Origin of the sequence: Plantactinospora soyae (genome assembly GCF_014874095.1) — a bacterium.
Classification (GTDB): domain Bacteria; phylum Actinomycetota; class Actinomycetes; order Mycobacteriales; family Micromonosporaceae; genus Plantactinospora; species Plantactinospora soyae.
Map to the genome: position 1 here is coordinate 5,961,450 of NZ_JADBEB010000001.1, position 15,490 is coordinate 5,976,939.

13 protein-coding genes are annotated in these 15,490 nt (G+C 69.6%); 6 read left to right on the top strand and 7 right to left on the bottom strand.

The features are described from left to right. Positions 1-182: 182 nt before the first annotated feature. Entirely contained in the window at positions 183-446 is a 264-nt protein-coding gene (locus tag H4W31_RS25985) for a hypothetical protein (RefSeq protein ID WP_192772830.1), read from the top strand. On the opposite strand, the gene H4W31_RS25990 is transcribed toward H4W31_RS25985, so the two are convergent. The 3 genes from H4W31_RS25990 to H4W31_RS26000 form a co-directional block, all read right to left on the bottom strand. Continuing rightward, entirely contained in the window at positions 433-1,062 is a 630-nt protein-coding gene (locus H4W31_RS25990; RefSeq protein WP_318783409.1) for a class I SAM-dependent methyltransferase, read from the bottom strand. The genes H4W31_RS25985 and H4W31_RS25990 overlap by 14 nt on opposite strands. Positions 1,063-1,293: 231 nt before the next feature. Next, on the bottom strand, positions 1,294-2,562 hold the full coding sequence (locus H4W31_RS25995; protein WP_192769050.1) for an MFS transporter: 1,269 nt from the start codon (positions 2,560-2,562) through the stop codon (positions 1,294-1,296). Between the two features lie 134 nt (positions 2,563-2,696). Next, a complete protein-coding gene (locus H4W31_RS26000) occupies positions 2,697-4,088 on the bottom strand; it encodes an MFS transporter (RefSeq protein WP_192769051.1) in 1,392 nt (463 codons plus the stop codon). A 96-nt stretch (positions 4,089-4,184) separates the two neighbouring features. Between H4W31_RS26000 and H4W31_RS26005 the strand changes: the two genes are divergently transcribed. Further along, the gene (locus H4W31_RS26005) at positions 4,185-4,772 is read left to right on the top strand and encodes a TetR/AcrR family transcriptional regulator (protein WP_192769052.1); all 588 of its coding nucleotides are present in this window, start codon (positions 4,185-4,187) and stop codon (positions 4,770-4,772) included. 26 nt (positions 4,773-4,798) lie between these two features. On the opposite strand, the gene H4W31_RS26010 is transcribed toward H4W31_RS26005, so the two are convergent. Both H4W31_RS26010 and H4W31_RS26015 read right to left on the bottom strand, forming a co-directional pair. Continuing rightward, positions 4,799-5,377, bottom strand: a complete 579-nt coding sequence (locus H4W31_RS26010; RefSeq protein ID WP_192769053.1) for an aspartate carbamoyltransferase — start codon at positions 5,375-5,377, stop codon at positions 4,799-4,801. After that, entirely contained in the window at positions 5,364-5,804 is a 441-nt protein-coding gene (locus H4W31_RS26015; protein WP_192769054.1) for a MarR family winged helix-turn-helix transcriptional regulator, read from the bottom strand. The genes H4W31_RS26010 and H4W31_RS26015 overlap by 14 nt, the downstream gene beginning before the upstream one ends. A gap of 211 nt (positions 5,805-6,015) precedes the next feature. Here H4W31_RS26015 and H4W31_RS26020 point away from each other — a divergent pair, with 211 nt between their 5' ends. Next, a complete protein-coding gene (locus H4W31_RS26020) occupies positions 6,016-7,845 on the top strand; it encodes a CocE/NonD family hydrolase (protein WP_192769055.1) in 1,830 nt (609 codons plus the stop codon). Between the two features lie 126 nt (positions 7,846-7,971). On the opposite strand, the gene H4W31_RS26025 is transcribed toward H4W31_RS26020, so the two are convergent. Continuing rightward, positions 7,972-8,358, bottom strand: a complete 387-nt coding sequence (locus tag H4W31_RS26025; RefSeq protein ID WP_192769056.1) for a tautomerase family protein — start codon at positions 8,356-8,358, stop codon at positions 7,972-7,974. A 581-nt stretch (positions 8,359-8,939) separates the two neighbouring features. Next, on the bottom strand, positions 8,940-9,887 hold the full coding sequence (locus tag H4W31_RS26030) for a helix-turn-helix transcriptional regulator (protein ID WP_192769057.1): 948 nt from the start codon (positions 9,885-9,887) through the stop codon (positions 8,940-8,942). Between the two features lie 63 nt (positions 9,888-9,950). Here H4W31_RS26030 and H4W31_RS26035 point away from each other — a divergent pair, with 63 nt between their 5' ends. The 3 genes from H4W31_RS26035 to H4W31_RS44415 all read left to right on the top strand — a co-directional run bounded on the left by H4W31_RS26035 (position 9,951) and on the right by H4W31_RS44415 (position 15,447). After that, entirely contained in the window at positions 9,951-11,162 is a 1,212-nt protein-coding gene (locus H4W31_RS26035) for an epoxide hydrolase family protein (protein WP_192769058.1), read from the top strand. A gap of 1 nt (position 11,163) precedes the next feature. Continuing rightward, positions 11,164-12,279 (top strand): winged helix DNA-binding domain-containing protein, encoded by a 1,116-nt coding sequence (locus H4W31_RS26040; protein ID WP_192769059.1) that lies wholly within the window; start codon positions 11,164-11,166, stop codon positions 12,277-12,279. Between the two features lie 819 nt (positions 12,280-13,098). After that, complete coding sequence (locus H4W31_RS44415; RefSeq protein ID WP_192769060.1) at positions 13,099-15,447, top strand: polysaccharide lyase family protein; 2,349 nt, start codon at positions 13,099-13,101, stop codon at positions 15,445-15,447. The last annotated feature ends 43 nt before the right edge of the window (positions 15,448-15,490 follow it).

Below are 15,490 nucleotides of genomic sequence, written 5' to 3' on the forward strand. Positions count from 1 at the left end.
CCGCCGTGTCGGCGATCACAGCGGCGGCGACGAGAACGTTGGTACGCGGGCGCGGGCAGGGGCGTCGATCAGGGGCCGGAACGCCGTCGGCGCGGCCTGTGCGACGCTGGCCCGGCGTACGTCGCTGCTTGTCATGAGGACAAATCTAGGAGCGGAAAAGACCGCTGGTGGGGTGCAATCCCATGACAAATCTATGGGTCAATTCGGCGCGGGGAATCGGCAGTGACCTGCATCTTGAGCTGTCCGGCACCGGCAGTCGCCGTAGCCGGCATCGGCGGCAAGTAGCGGAGGAACGCGGCCGGTTGGTGGGCCTGTCGACGTCCTGCTCGTCGCACGACGTCGGCAGGAACAGCCGGGCATTCGAGGGACAGGAAGCGGGGTCGTTGGCGTTGGCCACCAACCCGGCGGAACAGTCGCTGCTACGGCAACGGCTCAGCTGGGCTTGATCGCCAGCACCCGCTCCACGGTGCCCGCCTTCAGCCGCTGCGACTCGGTCACCCACAGCCCCGCCTCGGCGAGCATCGGCGACGGGCGGCGGGTCATGTGTTCGCCAGCGCTGCGGATGGTGAACGCCTCGAGGACCCGCTGCCCGGCCCGGATCGGCCACCAGCGGCTGGCGACATGGTCCAGCAGGAGCAGTTTCCCGCCGGGGCGCAGCACCCGGGTCATCTCGCCGATCGCACGGGCATGGTCAGGGATCGCGCACAGCGACAGCGTGCACACCACCGTGTCGAAGGCGGCGTCGGCGAACGGTAGGGCCTGAGCGTCGGCCTCGCGAAGGTCGACGTCGCGGCCGAGTTCGGCGGCGCGGTGGCGGGCGATCTCCAGCATGGCCGGGCTGAGCTCGACCCCGGTGACCCTCACTTCCAAGGGGTAGAACGGCAGGTTGCGGCCGGTGCCGACGGCGACCTCCAACACCCGGCCGGTGGCACGGGAACAGACCCACTCACGGCCGCCGGCGAACCAGATCCTCTCCAGGAGACTGATCTCCCGGTCGTAGCGGGGCGCCATCGCCTCCCAGACCCGACGGGCCTTCGCGGTCGGGTCCTCATGGATTCTCACGACTTCCCCCCTCTGCGGGTTGGCCTCTGGCAGCCGGCCAGGAGTGCCGGACGCGGCGGCGGAGATGACACCGGCGGTGGCGGAGTCGCCCGCGTCGCCCGGAGCATTCGGCGCTGCGGTTCTTCCGGCGACCCGGCCGGCCCCACTGTACGCACGGCCGAACCGGCTCCTGGCGAGAATGGGCCGGCGTCGCCGCCGACCCTGGGCGGCGGGGGCGCGTGATGAGGCCGATCATGGCGCTGTTGCGGTGTCGAGTTGTTTGGCGAGGCGGTTGAGGTCGGGTATGCGGCGGCCGACGAGCAGATAGATGCCGACGCTGACCAGCGCCAGCGACCCGACGGTGAGAAACATGGCGGTGCCGCCGAGGCTGGCGAGGACGAGGCTGCCGAGCACGGGTCCGGCGAATCCGCCGACCTGCGCGAAGGTGTGGGTGCCGAAGTAGCTGCCGCGTAGGTCCGGTGGGGCGATTCGGTCGATGAGGACGAACTCGGAGGGAACGATGAGGGTTTCGCCGAGGGTGAGTACGAGCATCGCGACGATGTAGTGCCAGGTCTGCTGGGAGAACGCGAAGCCCGCCATGCCGAGGAAGGTGAGCAGGCCGCCGATGGTGATGGCGTTGACCGGACTGCGCCGCTGGACGTAGCGGGCGGCGACGGGCTGGAGCAGGATCACGCCGACCGCGTTTGTCGTCATGACGGTGGCCAGGATCCGGGCGCTGTCGGCGAAGTCGATGACGAAGTTCTGTGCGAGCAGGAGCGAGATCCGGCTGTGGACGGCCTCCAACAGGATCGCCGCGATCAGTAGGACGAGCAGTCGCCGGTCGGAGGCCATCACCCGGACGGAGTCGCCGATGCCGCGTGCGATCGCGCTCGCTGTGCCCTGGACGGTGGCGGGTTCGACGGTGGCGGGCGGCGGGAGTGGCAATGTACGGGTACCACGCCACAGCAGCGTGAGGTACAGCAGGTACGCCACGGCGGCGACCAGAAACGAGATCCGTACGCCGGTGAGGCCGAGCGCCACGCCGATCAGCGGCCCGACGGCGTATCCAGCGTTGATGGCCAGGTACTGGTGCGAGAACCACCTCACGCGTAGGTGGGGCGATAGTAGGTCGCTCAGGAGCGCCTTCGCGACCGGGTTGAAGGAGCTCGTCGCGAAGGCCATGGCCGCGTTGAACAGGAACGCCGCGACGACATGGTGGGTGAAGTAGAAGCCGACGAAGCTGCCGGTCACGATGGTCAGGGCGATGAGCAGGATTCTTCGTCGGCCCACGATGTCGGACAGGGCGCCGCCGAGGAAGCCTCCGCAGATGCCGAACAGGACCGACGAGCCGATGACGAGGCCGACGGTGGTGACCGACAGGCCGAGTTCGTTGCGGAGGAACACCGCCAGGAAAGGGATGGTGACCGAGTTGGCGAGGCTCATGATGGCGGAGCCGGCGACGAGTGTCCTGGCCGGCGATGGGGTACGCGCCGTCCGGATAGCGGGTGGCTGACCGGTCATACCGTCGTTTCCTTCCAGGAGGACCGGTGTCACGGGCGCCGGTGCGGGTTGCCGCGGGTCATCGCCGTCTTCTCGGCATCCTGTGCCGCCGACCGTCCCGAAACCCGTACACATCCCGCACCGTCGGCCGTGGGTCAGGTGCGCGGGCGAGAGTGGGGAATGAGGATGAAGGCCGCGACGGCGGCGACGGCGGCCATGACCGCGCCGGTGGTGAAGCCGTTGGTGAAACCGGCGCTGCTTGTTCCGGCGATGCTCGCCGCGGCGATGCTGGAGACCAGGGCGGCGCCGAGCGAGGCGCCGAATTCGTGGAAGGTGCTGACGATTCCGGCGGCGAGGCCGGCTTCGGCCGGGTCGACCTGTCCCAGCGCGGTGGCGGAGGCGACGACGAAGGCGGCGCCGGTTCCGGCGGCGGCGACGCTGACACCTGCCACCATCGCCGCGCTGCCGTCCCAGATGGCGGGCATGGCCATGCCCACGGCCGCGACGAGAAGCCCGAGGACGCCGAGAGCACGGGGGCCGGTACGGCCCAGGAGGCGGCCGGCGGTGTGCGCGCCGGCCATGGTCGCCAGCGCCACCGGGAGGAAGAGCAGTCCGGTACGGAGCGCGCCGTAGCCGCGGTGGTCCTGGAGGTAGAACGTGCCGAGGAAGAAGACGGTGATCATGAGGGCGGTCGCGACGAGGATCAGCATCGTTCCGGCCGCGACCGGCCGGCGCAGCAGGAGCCGCACGTCCATGAGCGGACTGGCGGCAAGCCGTTGACGGGTGACGAAGGCGGCGTAGAGGAGCACCGCCGCGGTGACGAGCAGGAGTGTGGTCGGGCTGCCCCAGCCCCGGTCTCCGGCGCCGATCAGGGCGAAGAGTAGGGAGCCGGTGGCCGCGGTCACCAGCATCGCGCCTGGCACGTCGAGGCGCGCCCGCGCGCCCGGGTTCGGCTGCGGGGGCAGTTGCGTCCGGAGCAGGAGCAGCAACAACACGCCCACCGGGACGTTTATGTAGAACACCCAGGGCCATCCCGGACCAGCGGTCAACACCCCGCCCAACAGAACGCCCAGGGCCGCCCCGGTGCCGCCGAGCGCCGACCAGATCCCGAGGGCCCTGTTCCGCTCGTCGCCGTCGAAGATGGTGACGACCAGTGAGAGCGCGGCGGGCGAGAGAATCGCGGCGGCGAGTCCCTGTGCGACGCGGCCGGTCAGCAGCATGGGGCCGTTGGTTGCCAGGCCGGCGGTCAGGGATGCCGCAGCGAACAACAGTAGCCCTGCGAGTACGAGGCGCCGCGCGCCGAAGATGTCGGTGGCGCGACCACCGAGTAGGAGCAGGCCGCCGAAGGTGAGCGTGTAGCCGCTCACCACCCAGGTCAGGGTCTCCCGCTGTAGGCCGAGGTCGGCGCCCATCTGCGGTAGGGCGATCGCGACGACGGTGACGTCCAGGATGAGCATCAGTTGGGCGATGCCGACGAGCCCGAGGATCCTCCACCGCTGTGGATGGGGGCTGCGGGGCAGGCCGGTTGTGGTTGTCGGTCCCGTCATGACGATCAAACTCCCGTCACTAAGTCGAACAGGTGTGTACGAGTTGTACGGGGGATACGATAACTCGTACACCGCTGTTTGAGTTGAGGGAGTTACATGTCTCACCCACCGGCCAGGCCGCCCCGCCGCGCCGATGCCCGCCACAACGCCGACAAGATCCTGGACGCGGCGGTTGCCTGCCTGAGCCGCAATGCCGACGCGAGCGTGAGCGAGATCGCCCAGTCCGCAGGGGTGGGCCGGGTGACCCTGTACGGGCACTTCCCGTCGCGAGAGGTCCTGGTCGAGGCCGCGCTGCAGCGGGTACTGGCCGAGGGAGAGAAGGTCCTGGAGAGCCTCGATCTCACGGGCGATCCGCGCCACGCGCTCAGCGTTCTGATCAGGTCGAGCTGGCTGCTGATCGCCCAGTCAAGCGCCGTGCTCGAAGCCGCTCAGACAGCGCTGCCGCCCGAACGCGTACAGCAACTCCACCTGAAACCCGCGCAGCGCGTCGACGAACTCATCCACCGGGGCCAGGCCACGGGGGCCTTCCGCGTCGACCTGCCCCCCGACTGGCTGACCAGCGTCCTGCACCATGTCATGCACGGCGCGGCCAACGACGTGGCGGCGGGCCGCCTCGACCGTACCGATGCCCCGGTCTTCATCACCGAGACCATCCTGGCCGCCTACGCGCCGACCGGCAGATAGCGCGACGTCCACCGACGCCGGTACGGCTACCGGGAGGTAGCCGTCGACCCGGCCGCAGGCGTCGCCGAGGAGGGTGCACCGGGTGTCGCGTGCACACCGTGGTCGCCGACCTGAGCGTCGAACCAGGCGTGCAGGGCGGTGACGATCGCGGGGTCGCTCGCGGTGTAGGTGATCCGCGCGCCGTCAGCGGTCGTCTCGTACCCGATGGTGATCTTGCCGGCGCTGTCGCGAAGGACGGCGAGCCCCGGCATCTGGCCACCATGGATGTTCGCCGGGTCGGAGAAGTCGCCGCGACGGAAACTGTCGGCCTCCTGCCGCAGGTGCTCCCGGACCAGGTCGACCTGACCGGCGTCCCGGGGATTGTCGGCGACGACGGTCTGCACGCCCCCACCGTCGGTCTTGACGAAGTGGTGCGTCGTGCGGTCGAGGTCGAACGGCATCACCGACTCGCCCCGCTCGGCGACCTGCGACTGCCGGTCGGCGGTCGCGGTCGGTGTCCCTGGCGCGCCGCCGTCGGCGCAGCCCGCGCTTACCAGCGCGATGCCGGTGGCCGCGACGATCGCACCGATCCAGGAGCGGGCCCGGGCACGGTCATTCGTTCTCATCAGCGGCCTCCGCCAGGGTCTGCAGCGCTCGCACCATCGCCGCGCGCTGGTCGTCAGGGACCCGGGCCAAGAGCGCGGTGAACCGGTTCCGACGGGCCTCGGCCTGCCGGGCCGCAGCGGTCGCGCCGGCCTCGGTAAGTTCGAGCAGTACTCCCCGGCCGTCGTCGAGGGCCGCCTGCCGCCGTACCCAGCCGCGCCGTTCCAGGTTGGAGACCAGGCGGCTGACCGTGCTTTTCTCCAGCCGTAACCGCCGGGTCAACTCGGCCTGCCGCAGGCGACCCTCCCGAGCGATCTCGACCATCGCGTGGGCCTCGGAGACCGGCAACGGCTGCCCGCACGGAGTGCGGTCCGGCTGGTGAAGGCCGAAGTTGCGGACGAACCGCATGAGGGCGTCCTGCGCCGTCCCCACCTCGTCGGCATCGTCCATGGTTCGACCATACAACCAGATGGTTCGACAGCACAACCAAGTTGCGCCGTCAGCACAGGCCGGTCGAGCCAGCGGATGACTGAACGACGACCTGCGCGGCGCCGACCGGAGCGGAGGTCACGGGGAGATAACTGTGGGATCCATAGTCGGCAAAGATCATTAGCATCAGTGGCTGACCAGGCGACCTCGTCTGGAGTTAGGTGGAGGTTGGATGAACCTTCGGAGGAGGGTGGCCCTGCCTGTCGCGGCGGCGGGGGCACTGGCCATCATCACAAGCCTCACCACGGGCGGCCTACCCTCGGTGGCACAGGCCGCTCCGGCATCTGCGGCAGTTGGCGCACCGATCACCCATGAGGAGAACCCACGGGTTCCCGAAGGGGCAGCGTGGACGGAGACGTACTTCCCGTCCTCCGACGGCAGTGGGGTCGAGCTGCACGCCGACGTGCTGCGCCCGGCACACCTGCCGGCGCGTGCGAAGACGCCGGTGATCCTGTCGGTGGGCCCGTATTTCTCGCACGCGGGGGAGACTTCTCCCGGGGGGTGGGACCAGGTCGGGCCGTCGGCGCGCTTTCAGGACCTGATCGACGGTGCGCGGCTGATGGAGCGTGGATACACCTTCGTGATGGTCGACCTGCGCGGCTTCGGCGGCAGCACAGGTTGCCTGGACTTCCTCGGCCCGGGCGAGCAGGCCGATATCAAGGCGGCCGTCGAGTGGGCCGCGCGCCAGCCGTGGTCGACTGGCAAGGTGGGCATGTACGGCAAGTCGTACGACGCCAACACCGGGCTGGCGGCCAACGTCCTCAAGCTCAAGCCTCTGCGGGCGATCGTTGCCCAGGAACCGACGTGGGACAGGTACAACTACCTGTTCAGCAACGGAGTGCCGCGTTCCAACGCGACCAGCAGCCCGCGGAGCTACTACTCGATCGCCACGATGCCGCCGCTGGGTGACGACAGCGACCGCTACCGGGCGAACGCGGAGTACGAGAAGAGCCACCCCGAGTGCGAGATCGACAACAGCACCAACACCCAGGATCCCGACCCGAAGTCGGCGTTCTGGCGGGCCCGTGACTTCGCCTCCCGCGCCGCCGGCTCCCGGACGCCGCTGTTCGTCACGTCGGGCTTCATCGAGGACAACACCAAGCCCGAGGACATGCAGAAGTACCTGGCCAACCACCACGGCCCGGAACGCGGTTGGCTTGGCCAGTGGGAACACGTCCGCGGCAACGAGACCGACAGCAACGGCCAGCTCAAGATGGGCCGGGCCGGCTGGTTCGACGAGGTGATGCGCTTCTACGACCAGCACCTGCGGGGCATCAAACCGTCGGTGACCGACCCGGCGTTCTCCATCGAGGACAGCCTCGGCAACTGGCGCGCCCAGCCGACCTGGCCGGTGATCGACGACTCGTACACGGCGCGGCTGTCGCCCGGGCGGTACGTCGACGACGGCGGCCAGGCGCAGCGGACCGCCGAGCCGATGACGGCGCCGCAGGCCGACGGCTGGGACATCGAGTACGCGCCGGAGGCCGGCTCGCCGACGGCTGACCAGACGAGTGCGCTCAGCTCCGACGTGCCTGGCAACAGCTACTGGACCTTCTCCACGCCCGCGTCGAAGCAGGTGCGGATCACGGGCACGCCGGAGGTCACGCTGAAGACCAGGGGACAGGGCAACGTCTGGGTACGGCTGTGGGACGTCGCCCCGGACGGCAGGTCGACGATGTTCGACGAGAACGTCGCAGCGCTGGACCACGACAGGTCGACCTCGTTCGCCCTGAAGGCGACGGACTGGACCTTCGAGCGAGGGCACCAGTTGGGGGTCCAGATCGGAACCATCACCTCACGGGGCTGGCGCCCTGTTCCCTCGGGTCAGACGATCACCGTCACCGACGCACGGCTCGGCCTGGAGGTGCAGGAACCGCGGTTCGACTCGCCCACCCAGGGTGACCGGTCGCCGTACCTGGACCGGTACGTGGCGGCGAACACCATCACGCTCGACACCGTCGGCGCCCCGACGTTCCCGCTGCGCGTGTCAAAGCGGGGATGACCCAGCGCCGGCTGCTCAGCACGAGCACTGGAGGCCGCATCGGGCATCTTGCCCGGTGCGGCCTCCGCTGCTTGAATCGTTGAGGTATTACCGCCCAACGGTGTCGGCAATCGTCATGACACGCGCTCACTGCGCCTTGAAGAGTTGGGCTTCCCCGTTACCGAAGGACCAGTTCTCCGCGCCGGCCTCGACCACCGAAATCAGCACATCCTCGGGACGTACCCCCGGGTCGCGGCCGAGCCGCTCGACGATCGCGCGATACATCGCCATCTTGGCCTCGGTGGGCTTGCCCGGTGTCCAGAAGATCTGAATCTGCACCAGGTCGGCTGACCGCTGGATGCCGAGAAAATCGCCGTAGGCAAATGCATTGTCACTGTGCTCCGTGATGGCCATGAAGCGGTCGCCGTCCTTGATCTTGACGGTCTCCCGCATGGCCTCGTAGATCTGGCTGAGCAGTGTCTTCTTGTACGTCTCGGGCTTACCCTCGCGGATCGCGATACGCGTGATGGGCATTGGTCTTCCTTTCTCGTGCGATAGGTGGGAGCAGGCGCCGATGGGGACGATGTCGTCAACGGCTGACCGGACGACAGCGTCAGGTCGTCGAGCGCGAGCCGGTAGGTGCAGCGCGCCCCACGCTCCTGACCGACAGCATTGAATCGGTCGTGTCCCAGGGCCCGCATCAACTCGAGCCGATTCCTCGCGATCACGCGCATGCTGTTGGCTCATGCTCGGCGACTTACCGCCACCGCCCCAGCCGCGCAGGTCAGATTGAGCGGCGGAGAGCGCTCCAACCGTCGCAGGAGGAACGCCGCTCTCACTCACGCGGCTCGACGCTATCAACATGCCGAAAAGCGGGCCGAACTTCCCGTACATCTCACCCACCTGGGGCGTACCCCGGATCTGTTGAACCGCCGCCGTCGCGCCTCCGGAGCCGACCGCTCCGCGCGGCGGCCCGCTTCCAGGCCGTCGCGGGGCCGCCGGTGTGTCAGGTGCGCTACCCGACCCGCCAGGAAGCCGGGCCCGCCAGGAAGCCCGACTCGCCAGGAAGACCGCGCGGCCACCCGGGCGTACCGCCCCTGCCACACCTGGCCGGATCAGATGGCGCGGCGGCAGCGTTCACCGAGCGTGCGGATCGCGTCCACGAGTTCGGGGGGTTCGTGCACGGTGAAGTCGACGCCGACCGAGGTGACCATCCAGGCCAGATCCGCGGGCGACTCGGCCCCGAGGTGCAGCAGGCAGCTGCTGTCGTCGACGGCCTCCACGGCACCCATCCCCGGCCAGACCAGGTCGGCCACGGTGGCGGCCGGCTGGTGCATGACGACGGTCGCCCGCACGGCCCATGGCCCGGTGGACAGCTGCCGCGACAGGTACGCGATCACGTCGCCGTCGGGTGGGTCCCTGGGGGTGAACCGCGGCCCGGTCGGGGTCCGGGGCCGCAACCGATCGACGCGGAACGTCCGCCAGTCGTCCCGACCGTTGTCCCAGGCGACGAGATACCAGTGCCGACCCCAGTTGACCAGGGTGAGCGGCTCAACCTCGCGTAGCGTCCCGGTGCCGTCGTGGCTGGTGTAATCGAACCGCAGGCGCTCACGCCGGCCGCTGGCCTCCGAGATCGTGAGCAGGACGTCCGCGTCGACGTGGGGCCCGTCGGCGCCGACCCGGACGGTTGCCTGCTGCAGCGTCTTGACCCGGTGCCGTAGCCGGGACGGGAGCACCTGTTCCAGCTTGGTCAGCGCGCGCAGCGCGGTCTGCTCGATGCCGGCCACCGAACTGGCCGTGGCGGTGCGCAGCCCGATCGCGACCGCCACCGCCTCGTCGTCGTCGAGCAGCAGTGGCGGCAGGGCCGCGCCGGCGCCCAGCCGGTAGCCCGGGGTGCCCTGGGTGGCGTGCACCGGGTAGCCGAGTTCGCGCAGCCGGTCGACATCCCGGCGCACCGTGCGGGCGGTCACGCTGAGCCGGTCGGCGAGTTCGGCACCCGACCAGTGCCGGTACGTCTGCAGCAGCGACAGGAGCTTCAGCAGCCTGGCCGAGGTGCCTAACATGCCACCCAGTGTGCCACCCGGTTAGGAGCGTTTCTGACCTAACCGGTGCATAACGTGGGCGGCATGACGGACTCGAACTCGGACATCCGCCCCTTTCGCATCGACATACCGCAGGAGCACCTGGACGACCTGATCACCCGGCTGGCCAACACCCGCTGGCCGACGCTCCCCGAGGCCGGCTGGAGCCGCGGTGTACCGGTGGAATACCTGAAAGGTCTCACCGAATACTGGCGCACCGGCTACGACTGGCGCGCGTACGAGGCAGTGCTGAACAAGATCCCGCAGTACGTCACCGAGATCGACGGGCAGACCATTCACTTCCTGCACGTACGCTCACCCGAGCCGGAGGCGACCCCACTGATCCTGCTGCACGGGTGGCCGAGCTCCTTCCTGGAGTTTCTCGATGTGATCGACCCGCTGACCGACCCACGGGCGCACGGCGGCGACCCGGCCGACGCCTTCCACCTCGTCATCCCGTCGCTGCCCGGATTCGGGTTCTCCGCGCCACTGACCGGGCCGGGCTGGGGCAGCGAGAAGATGGCCGCCGCGCTGGTTCAGCTCATGGACCGGCTCGGCTACTCGCGCTACGGTGCGCAGGGCGGCGACACCGGCTCCTACGTCGCCCCCGCGATGGGTCGGCAGGACCCGGACCATGTGATCGGTGTCCACGTCAACGCGCTGGTCACGTACCCGGTCGGCGCCGAGGGGGAGCTGGACGGGCTCACCGAGACCGAGCAGCAACGCCTGGCGGCGATGGGCAGCTACAACGACGGCTACCTGCAGATCCAGGCCAAGTCGCCGCACACCCTGGCGTACGGGCTGCACGACTCGCCGGCCGGGCAGCTCGCCTGGATGGTCGAGATGTTCCAGCGCCTGACCGACCACCCCGCCGACGGGATGCCCGAGGACGCCATAGGCATCGACCGGATGCTCAGCGCCGTCACCCTGTACTGGCTGACCGGCACCGGTGGTTCCGCCGCGCAGGTCTACTACGAGGACATCACCGCGAACGCCTGGAGCAGCGGGGCGGGCGAGTGGGGTGAGGCCGCCTCGGACGATGCGGCAGGCTCCGACGACTGGACGACGGCCGAACTCGGAGCCGTCCCCACCGGTGTGCTGGTGTCGACGCGGGACATCACCATCCGTCGGTTCGCCGAGCGCGAGCACAACGTGGTGCACTGGTCGGAGTACGACCAGGGCGGTCACTTCTTCGCCACGGAGCAGCCGCACCTGTTCGCCAACGACGTACGCGCCTTCTTCCGGAAGGTCCGCTGAGATGGGCGCCCGCCGACAGCGTTCCGTCGCGTCGACCGACGTGCTCTGTCGGCGGGCGCTGAACCGGGCCACCCTGCACCGCCAGCTGCTACTGCGGCGCGGCGGTGCAGGAGGGGTCGAGGTGGTCGAGAGGATCGGCGGCCTGAACGCCCAGCAACCCAACGACCCCTACCTCGCCCTCCACTCGCGACTGGCTGGCTTCACGCTGGCTGAACTGACCGCCGCGATCGAGGACCGCCGCCTGGTGCGCTCCTGTCTGATGCGGGCAACCCAGCACCTGGCGAGCGCCACCGACTTCCGCTGGTTGCGCCCGGTGCTCGACCCACTGCTGACTCGGGTGCAACGCAACGTGTTCGGCAGGCGTACCGCCGGCGTCGACCTGACCGAGCTGGTCGCCGACACCCGGGCGATCCTGGCCGGGCGTACCCTGACTCGTCCCGAACTCGGCCGGATACTTGCCCAGCGTCGACCGGGTGCCGACGCCAGCGCGCTCGCCTGGTCCGCGCAGTACCTGCTCCCGCTGCTGCACCCCGCGCCGAGCGGCACCTGGGACACGCTCGGCAGCACCCCGGTCGCCCTCGCGGAGGAACAGCTCGGTCCGTTGGAAGCACCGGACCCGCGCCGACTGGTCTCCTGGTACCTGGCCGCATTCGGGCCTGCCACCACCGCGGACATCCGGGCATGGTCGGGGGTCAGCGGGCTACCGGACATCGTCGCCGAGATGAGCGGCGAGCTGCGAGCGTTCCGCGACGAATCGGGCCGCCCGGTGTACGACCTTCCCGACGCGTGCCGACCCGACCCTGACACGCCGGCACCCGTACGACTGCTCGCCGGATTCGACAACCTTCTGCTCGCCCACGCCGACCGGACCCGGATCATGACCAATGAGACCCGACGCCGGGTATGTGTGGACGACCTGATCAAGCCCACCGTCCTGATCGACGGAACCGTGTCCGGCACCTGGCACCTGGACCGACGTGCGGGGCTGGTCACCGTCCAGCCGTTCACTCGGCTGCGGGCCGACCACACCGACGCGGTCACCGCCGAGGGCCACCGGGTACTTCGGCTCGCCGCACCCGATCAGGCACCGCATGACGTGCGGATCGCGCCAGCCTGACATCGTGATCATTCGCCGTTTCGCCGGACCGCTCGCCGCCCCGCACCGGCCTCAGGGCCGTCCTGAAATCTGCCGAGGGTCGGTCGTGGGATCGGCGATGGTCAACAACAATGCGTCGACGTACTGAAATGTTTCAATTCGACCGCCAGACGCGGGTTGTCGGCCGCAGCCGCCGCGCTGCCGCTCGGCACCGTACGGCAGCACCGGGCCGCGCTCACCGGCGCAGTCCCCGCGACCGGGGTCGGTAGGCCGGTACCGGCACCGGAAGGTGGCCTTCTCGCCGGGATCGGTGGTCCGCGGCACACCGGCCGTCGACCACGGCGACCGGGACCGACCGCTGCTCCCGGGTCGTCGGGCCCCTTGACAAGCCGCTCCTGCTAACGCAAGACTCTTGAATCCTGAATCGATTCAAGCAAGCGCTTTCCTGGTCGACGGTTACCCACCGTCGGCGCATCCACCTGCCGCTGGTTTTCCGGCCCGCCACGGCCGTTCCACTCCATGGGGCGGACATTGGTCGCCGCGGCGGCCGTAGCTGAATCGTTCGCATGACGGGAGCGGTCCCATGGGCAACAACCAGGCTCGGTTCACCTGCCGGACGCCGTCGGTCGTCCCCGGCCGGGGTGCCCGCCGGTTGCCGCCACCGGTCGTGCCACGCCTTCCATCCGGAGCCACGGTCACCCGCGGGTGACCGTGGACCTCACCGACGCACCGTACTTCTCCGAACCCGACACCAGGATCTCGTTCAGCGCCGACGGCGGCTGGTCCCGTACCACCGTCAGCCGGCATTGCGACAGGAGGACCAGTCGTATGGCCGCAGAAGTGTCCCGACGAACCGCCCTCGGACTGGTGGGTGCCGCCGCGGCGACACCCGTGCTGCTGGGCCAGGGCTCCGCCGTCGCGGCGCCCAAGCCGGGTGGCGTACAGATAATGATCAACGGCGTGCCGGCGGCCCCCGGCAGCTACCCGTTCCCGGGTGACATCGACGACCTGGTGCTTGACAACGGGCTGATCCGGTTCGCCTTCGGCCGGGACGACGCGGCCGGCGGCATCCTCACCGGCTGGAGCGACGTCTCCATCACCGCCACCTCCATCGTGGTGGACGGCGTCGAACTGGCGCACAACCTCAACGGCACGGCGCCGTTCGACCCGGACCGCCAGCACTCGTTCTATGTCGACGCGGGCGGCGGGAGCAGCCGGCTGGTCTGCACCGAGGTACGGGTGCTGCGCGCCAGCGCGGATCTGGTCGAGGTGGCGTTCGTGGACGACACCAGCCCGCGGCTGCGCCACGAGCACCACCTGATCATGCGACGCGGCAAGCGGGGCCTCTACGGGTACGACATCCTCACCGCGGTGGTCGCGCAGTCCATCAACGAGCTCCGGATGAACGCGCGCTGGGATCGGGCCATCCTGGACCACGCGTTCAACTGGGAGCGTGGCAAGGGCCAGCAGCCGACGTACGCCTATCTGGCCACCCAGGGCGGCGAGACCCGGCCGATCGACGGCATCAACAACCCGGACCTGCCGTCGCCGGAGAGCAACTCCGGGAACCTGCCGCCGGGCAGCCTCTACACCAAGTACGACTGGAGCCTGTACCACCACGAGAACCCGATGTTCGGTCACTACGGACACGGTTTCGGCGCCTGGTTCACCCCGCTCGGCGGGGTCAGCGACCAGACGTTGTGCGCGTTCTACGGCGTCGGCCCCAACCACCAGGACCTGGCCATCCACCAGGACGCGCTGATCTGCAACTACTTCGGCGCCAACCACTACGGGCTGCCGGCGTACCCGCTGTCCGCCGGCTACCAGCGGCTGTACGGGCCGTGGTACACGTTCGTCAACACCGGCGACCCCGACGAGCCGGACGCGATGATCGCCGAGGCAGCCAGGATCGCCATGGCGGAGATCAGGGAGAACCGGCGCGGCTCGGACTGGATCGTCGACCCCTTCTATCCGCCGCCCGCCCAGCGCACCACGGTCACCGGCCGGCTGCGCATCGCCGACGACCGGCCCGCCGGCGGGCACTGGGTCCTGTTGTCCACTCAGGACGTCACCGACGTCTACACCATCCACGAGCCGACCTACTTCGTGAAGACGGCCGAGGACGGCACCTTCAGCCTGCCCGGAATCCCGCCGGCCTGGCAGCCGGGCACCCGCACGCCGGGCACCTACAACCTCTACGTCTTCGCCGCCACGGGGTCGGTGACCGACCAACTCAAGCTGACCGGGATCACCGTCGGCGGGGCGAAGCAGGATCTCGGCGAGCTCGAGTGGACGCCGACCGACCACGGCACGTTCCTCTGGCAGGTCGGCTCCGCCGACCGGATGGGCGGCGAGTTCGCGCTCGCCACCGACCCGGAGACCTTCGCCAACCCGCGCAACTTCGGCAAGCCGGCCCGGATACCGGGGGATCTGACGTACACGATCGGGCAGAGCTGGGAACCGCAGGACTGGTACTACGCCCAGACGAACGCGGGCACCTGGACGATCACGTTCGAGCTGGACCGTGCGTACACCGGCACCGCGTACCTCACGGTCTCCAGCTCGATGCAGCGCAGCGGCCGACCCACCGTGGCCGTCAACGGTTCCACCACGGACATCACCGGCTCGCTGCCGAACAACAACGACTCGACGATCGCCCGCCAGGCCGACCGCAGCGGATACCCCCGGCTCGCCGCGCTGTCGTTCCCGGCGTCGATGCTGGTGGTCGGCACCAACACGATCACGTTCACCCGAGGCGCCGGCACCGCCGAGGGCACCGGACTGGGGTGGGACACCCTGCTGCTGGAGGTGGACGAGGAGCCGGCGCCCGGCCTGGCGCGGCTGAAAGGCCGGGTGACCGGGGTGGAGCGCGTCCAGCGCGGCCGGCCGGGCGCGACGGTCTGGACCGTCGAGGTGACCAACACCGGCCGCGGCGCCGCCAACGACGTGCGGCTGGACGGCTTCGCACCGACCGGGTCGGGCAGGTCCGGCAAGTCCGGCCACGTCATCACGAGCCGGGACCCGGAGCGGTTCCCGGTGCCCGTCGCGGCCAGCATTCCGCCCGGCGGGACCGCGACGTTCGAGGTACGGGTCGACTTCACCCGTGCCCCGAACCTGCACCGAAGCAAGTTCGAGGTCCGGGTCAGCGCGAACGGCGGACGGGCCCGAGCCGTGTTCACCGGACGCTGACCATCGTGCCGGTCACCCTCCCGGTAGTCGCTCCGGGTGCCGA

Bases quoted from the DNA above. Each gene is read 5' to 3' on its own strand.
- H4W31_RS25985 (WP_192772830.1), top strand. From the start codon at position 183: ATGACAAATCTATGGGTCAATTCGGCGCGGGGAATCGGCAGTGACCTG.
- H4W31_RS25995 (WP_192769050.1), bottom strand. From the start codon at position 2,562: ATGACCGGTCAGCCACCCGCTATCCGGACGGCGCGTACCCCATCGCCG.
- H4W31_RS26000 (WP_192769051.1), bottom strand. From the start codon at position 4,088: ATGACGGGACCGACAACCACAACCGGCCTGCCCCGCAGCCCCCATCCA.
- H4W31_RS26005 (WP_192769052.1), top strand. From the start codon at position 4,185: ATGTCTCACCCACCGGCCAGGCCGCCCCGCCGCGCCGATGCCCGCCAC.
- H4W31_RS26010 (WP_192769053.1), bottom strand. From the start codon at position 5,377: ATGAGAACGAATGACCGTGCCCGGGCCCGCTCCTGGATCGGTGCGATC.
- H4W31_RS26015 (WP_192769054.1), bottom strand. From the start codon at position 5,804: ATGGACGATGCCGACGAGGTGGGGACGGCGCAGGACGCCCTCATGCGG.
- H4W31_RS26020 (WP_192769055.1), top strand. From the start codon at position 6,016: ATGAACCTTCGGAGGAGGGTGGCCCTGCCTGTCGCGGCGGCGGGGGCA.
- H4W31_RS26025 (WP_192769056.1), bottom strand. From the start codon at position 8,358: ATGCCCATCACGCGTATCGCGATCCGCGAGGGTAAGCCCGAGACGTAC.
- H4W31_RS26030 (WP_192769057.1), bottom strand. From the start codon at position 9,887: ATGTTAGGCACCTCGGCCAGGCTGCTGAAGCTCCTGTCGCTGCTGCAG.
- H4W31_RS26035 (WP_192769058.1), top strand. From the start codon at position 9,951: ATGACGGACTCGAACTCGGACATCCGCCCCTTTCGCATCGACATACCG.
- H4W31_RS26040 (WP_192769059.1), top strand. From the start codon at position 11,164: ATGGGCGCCCGCCGACAGCGTTCCGTCGCGTCGACCGACGTGCTCTGT.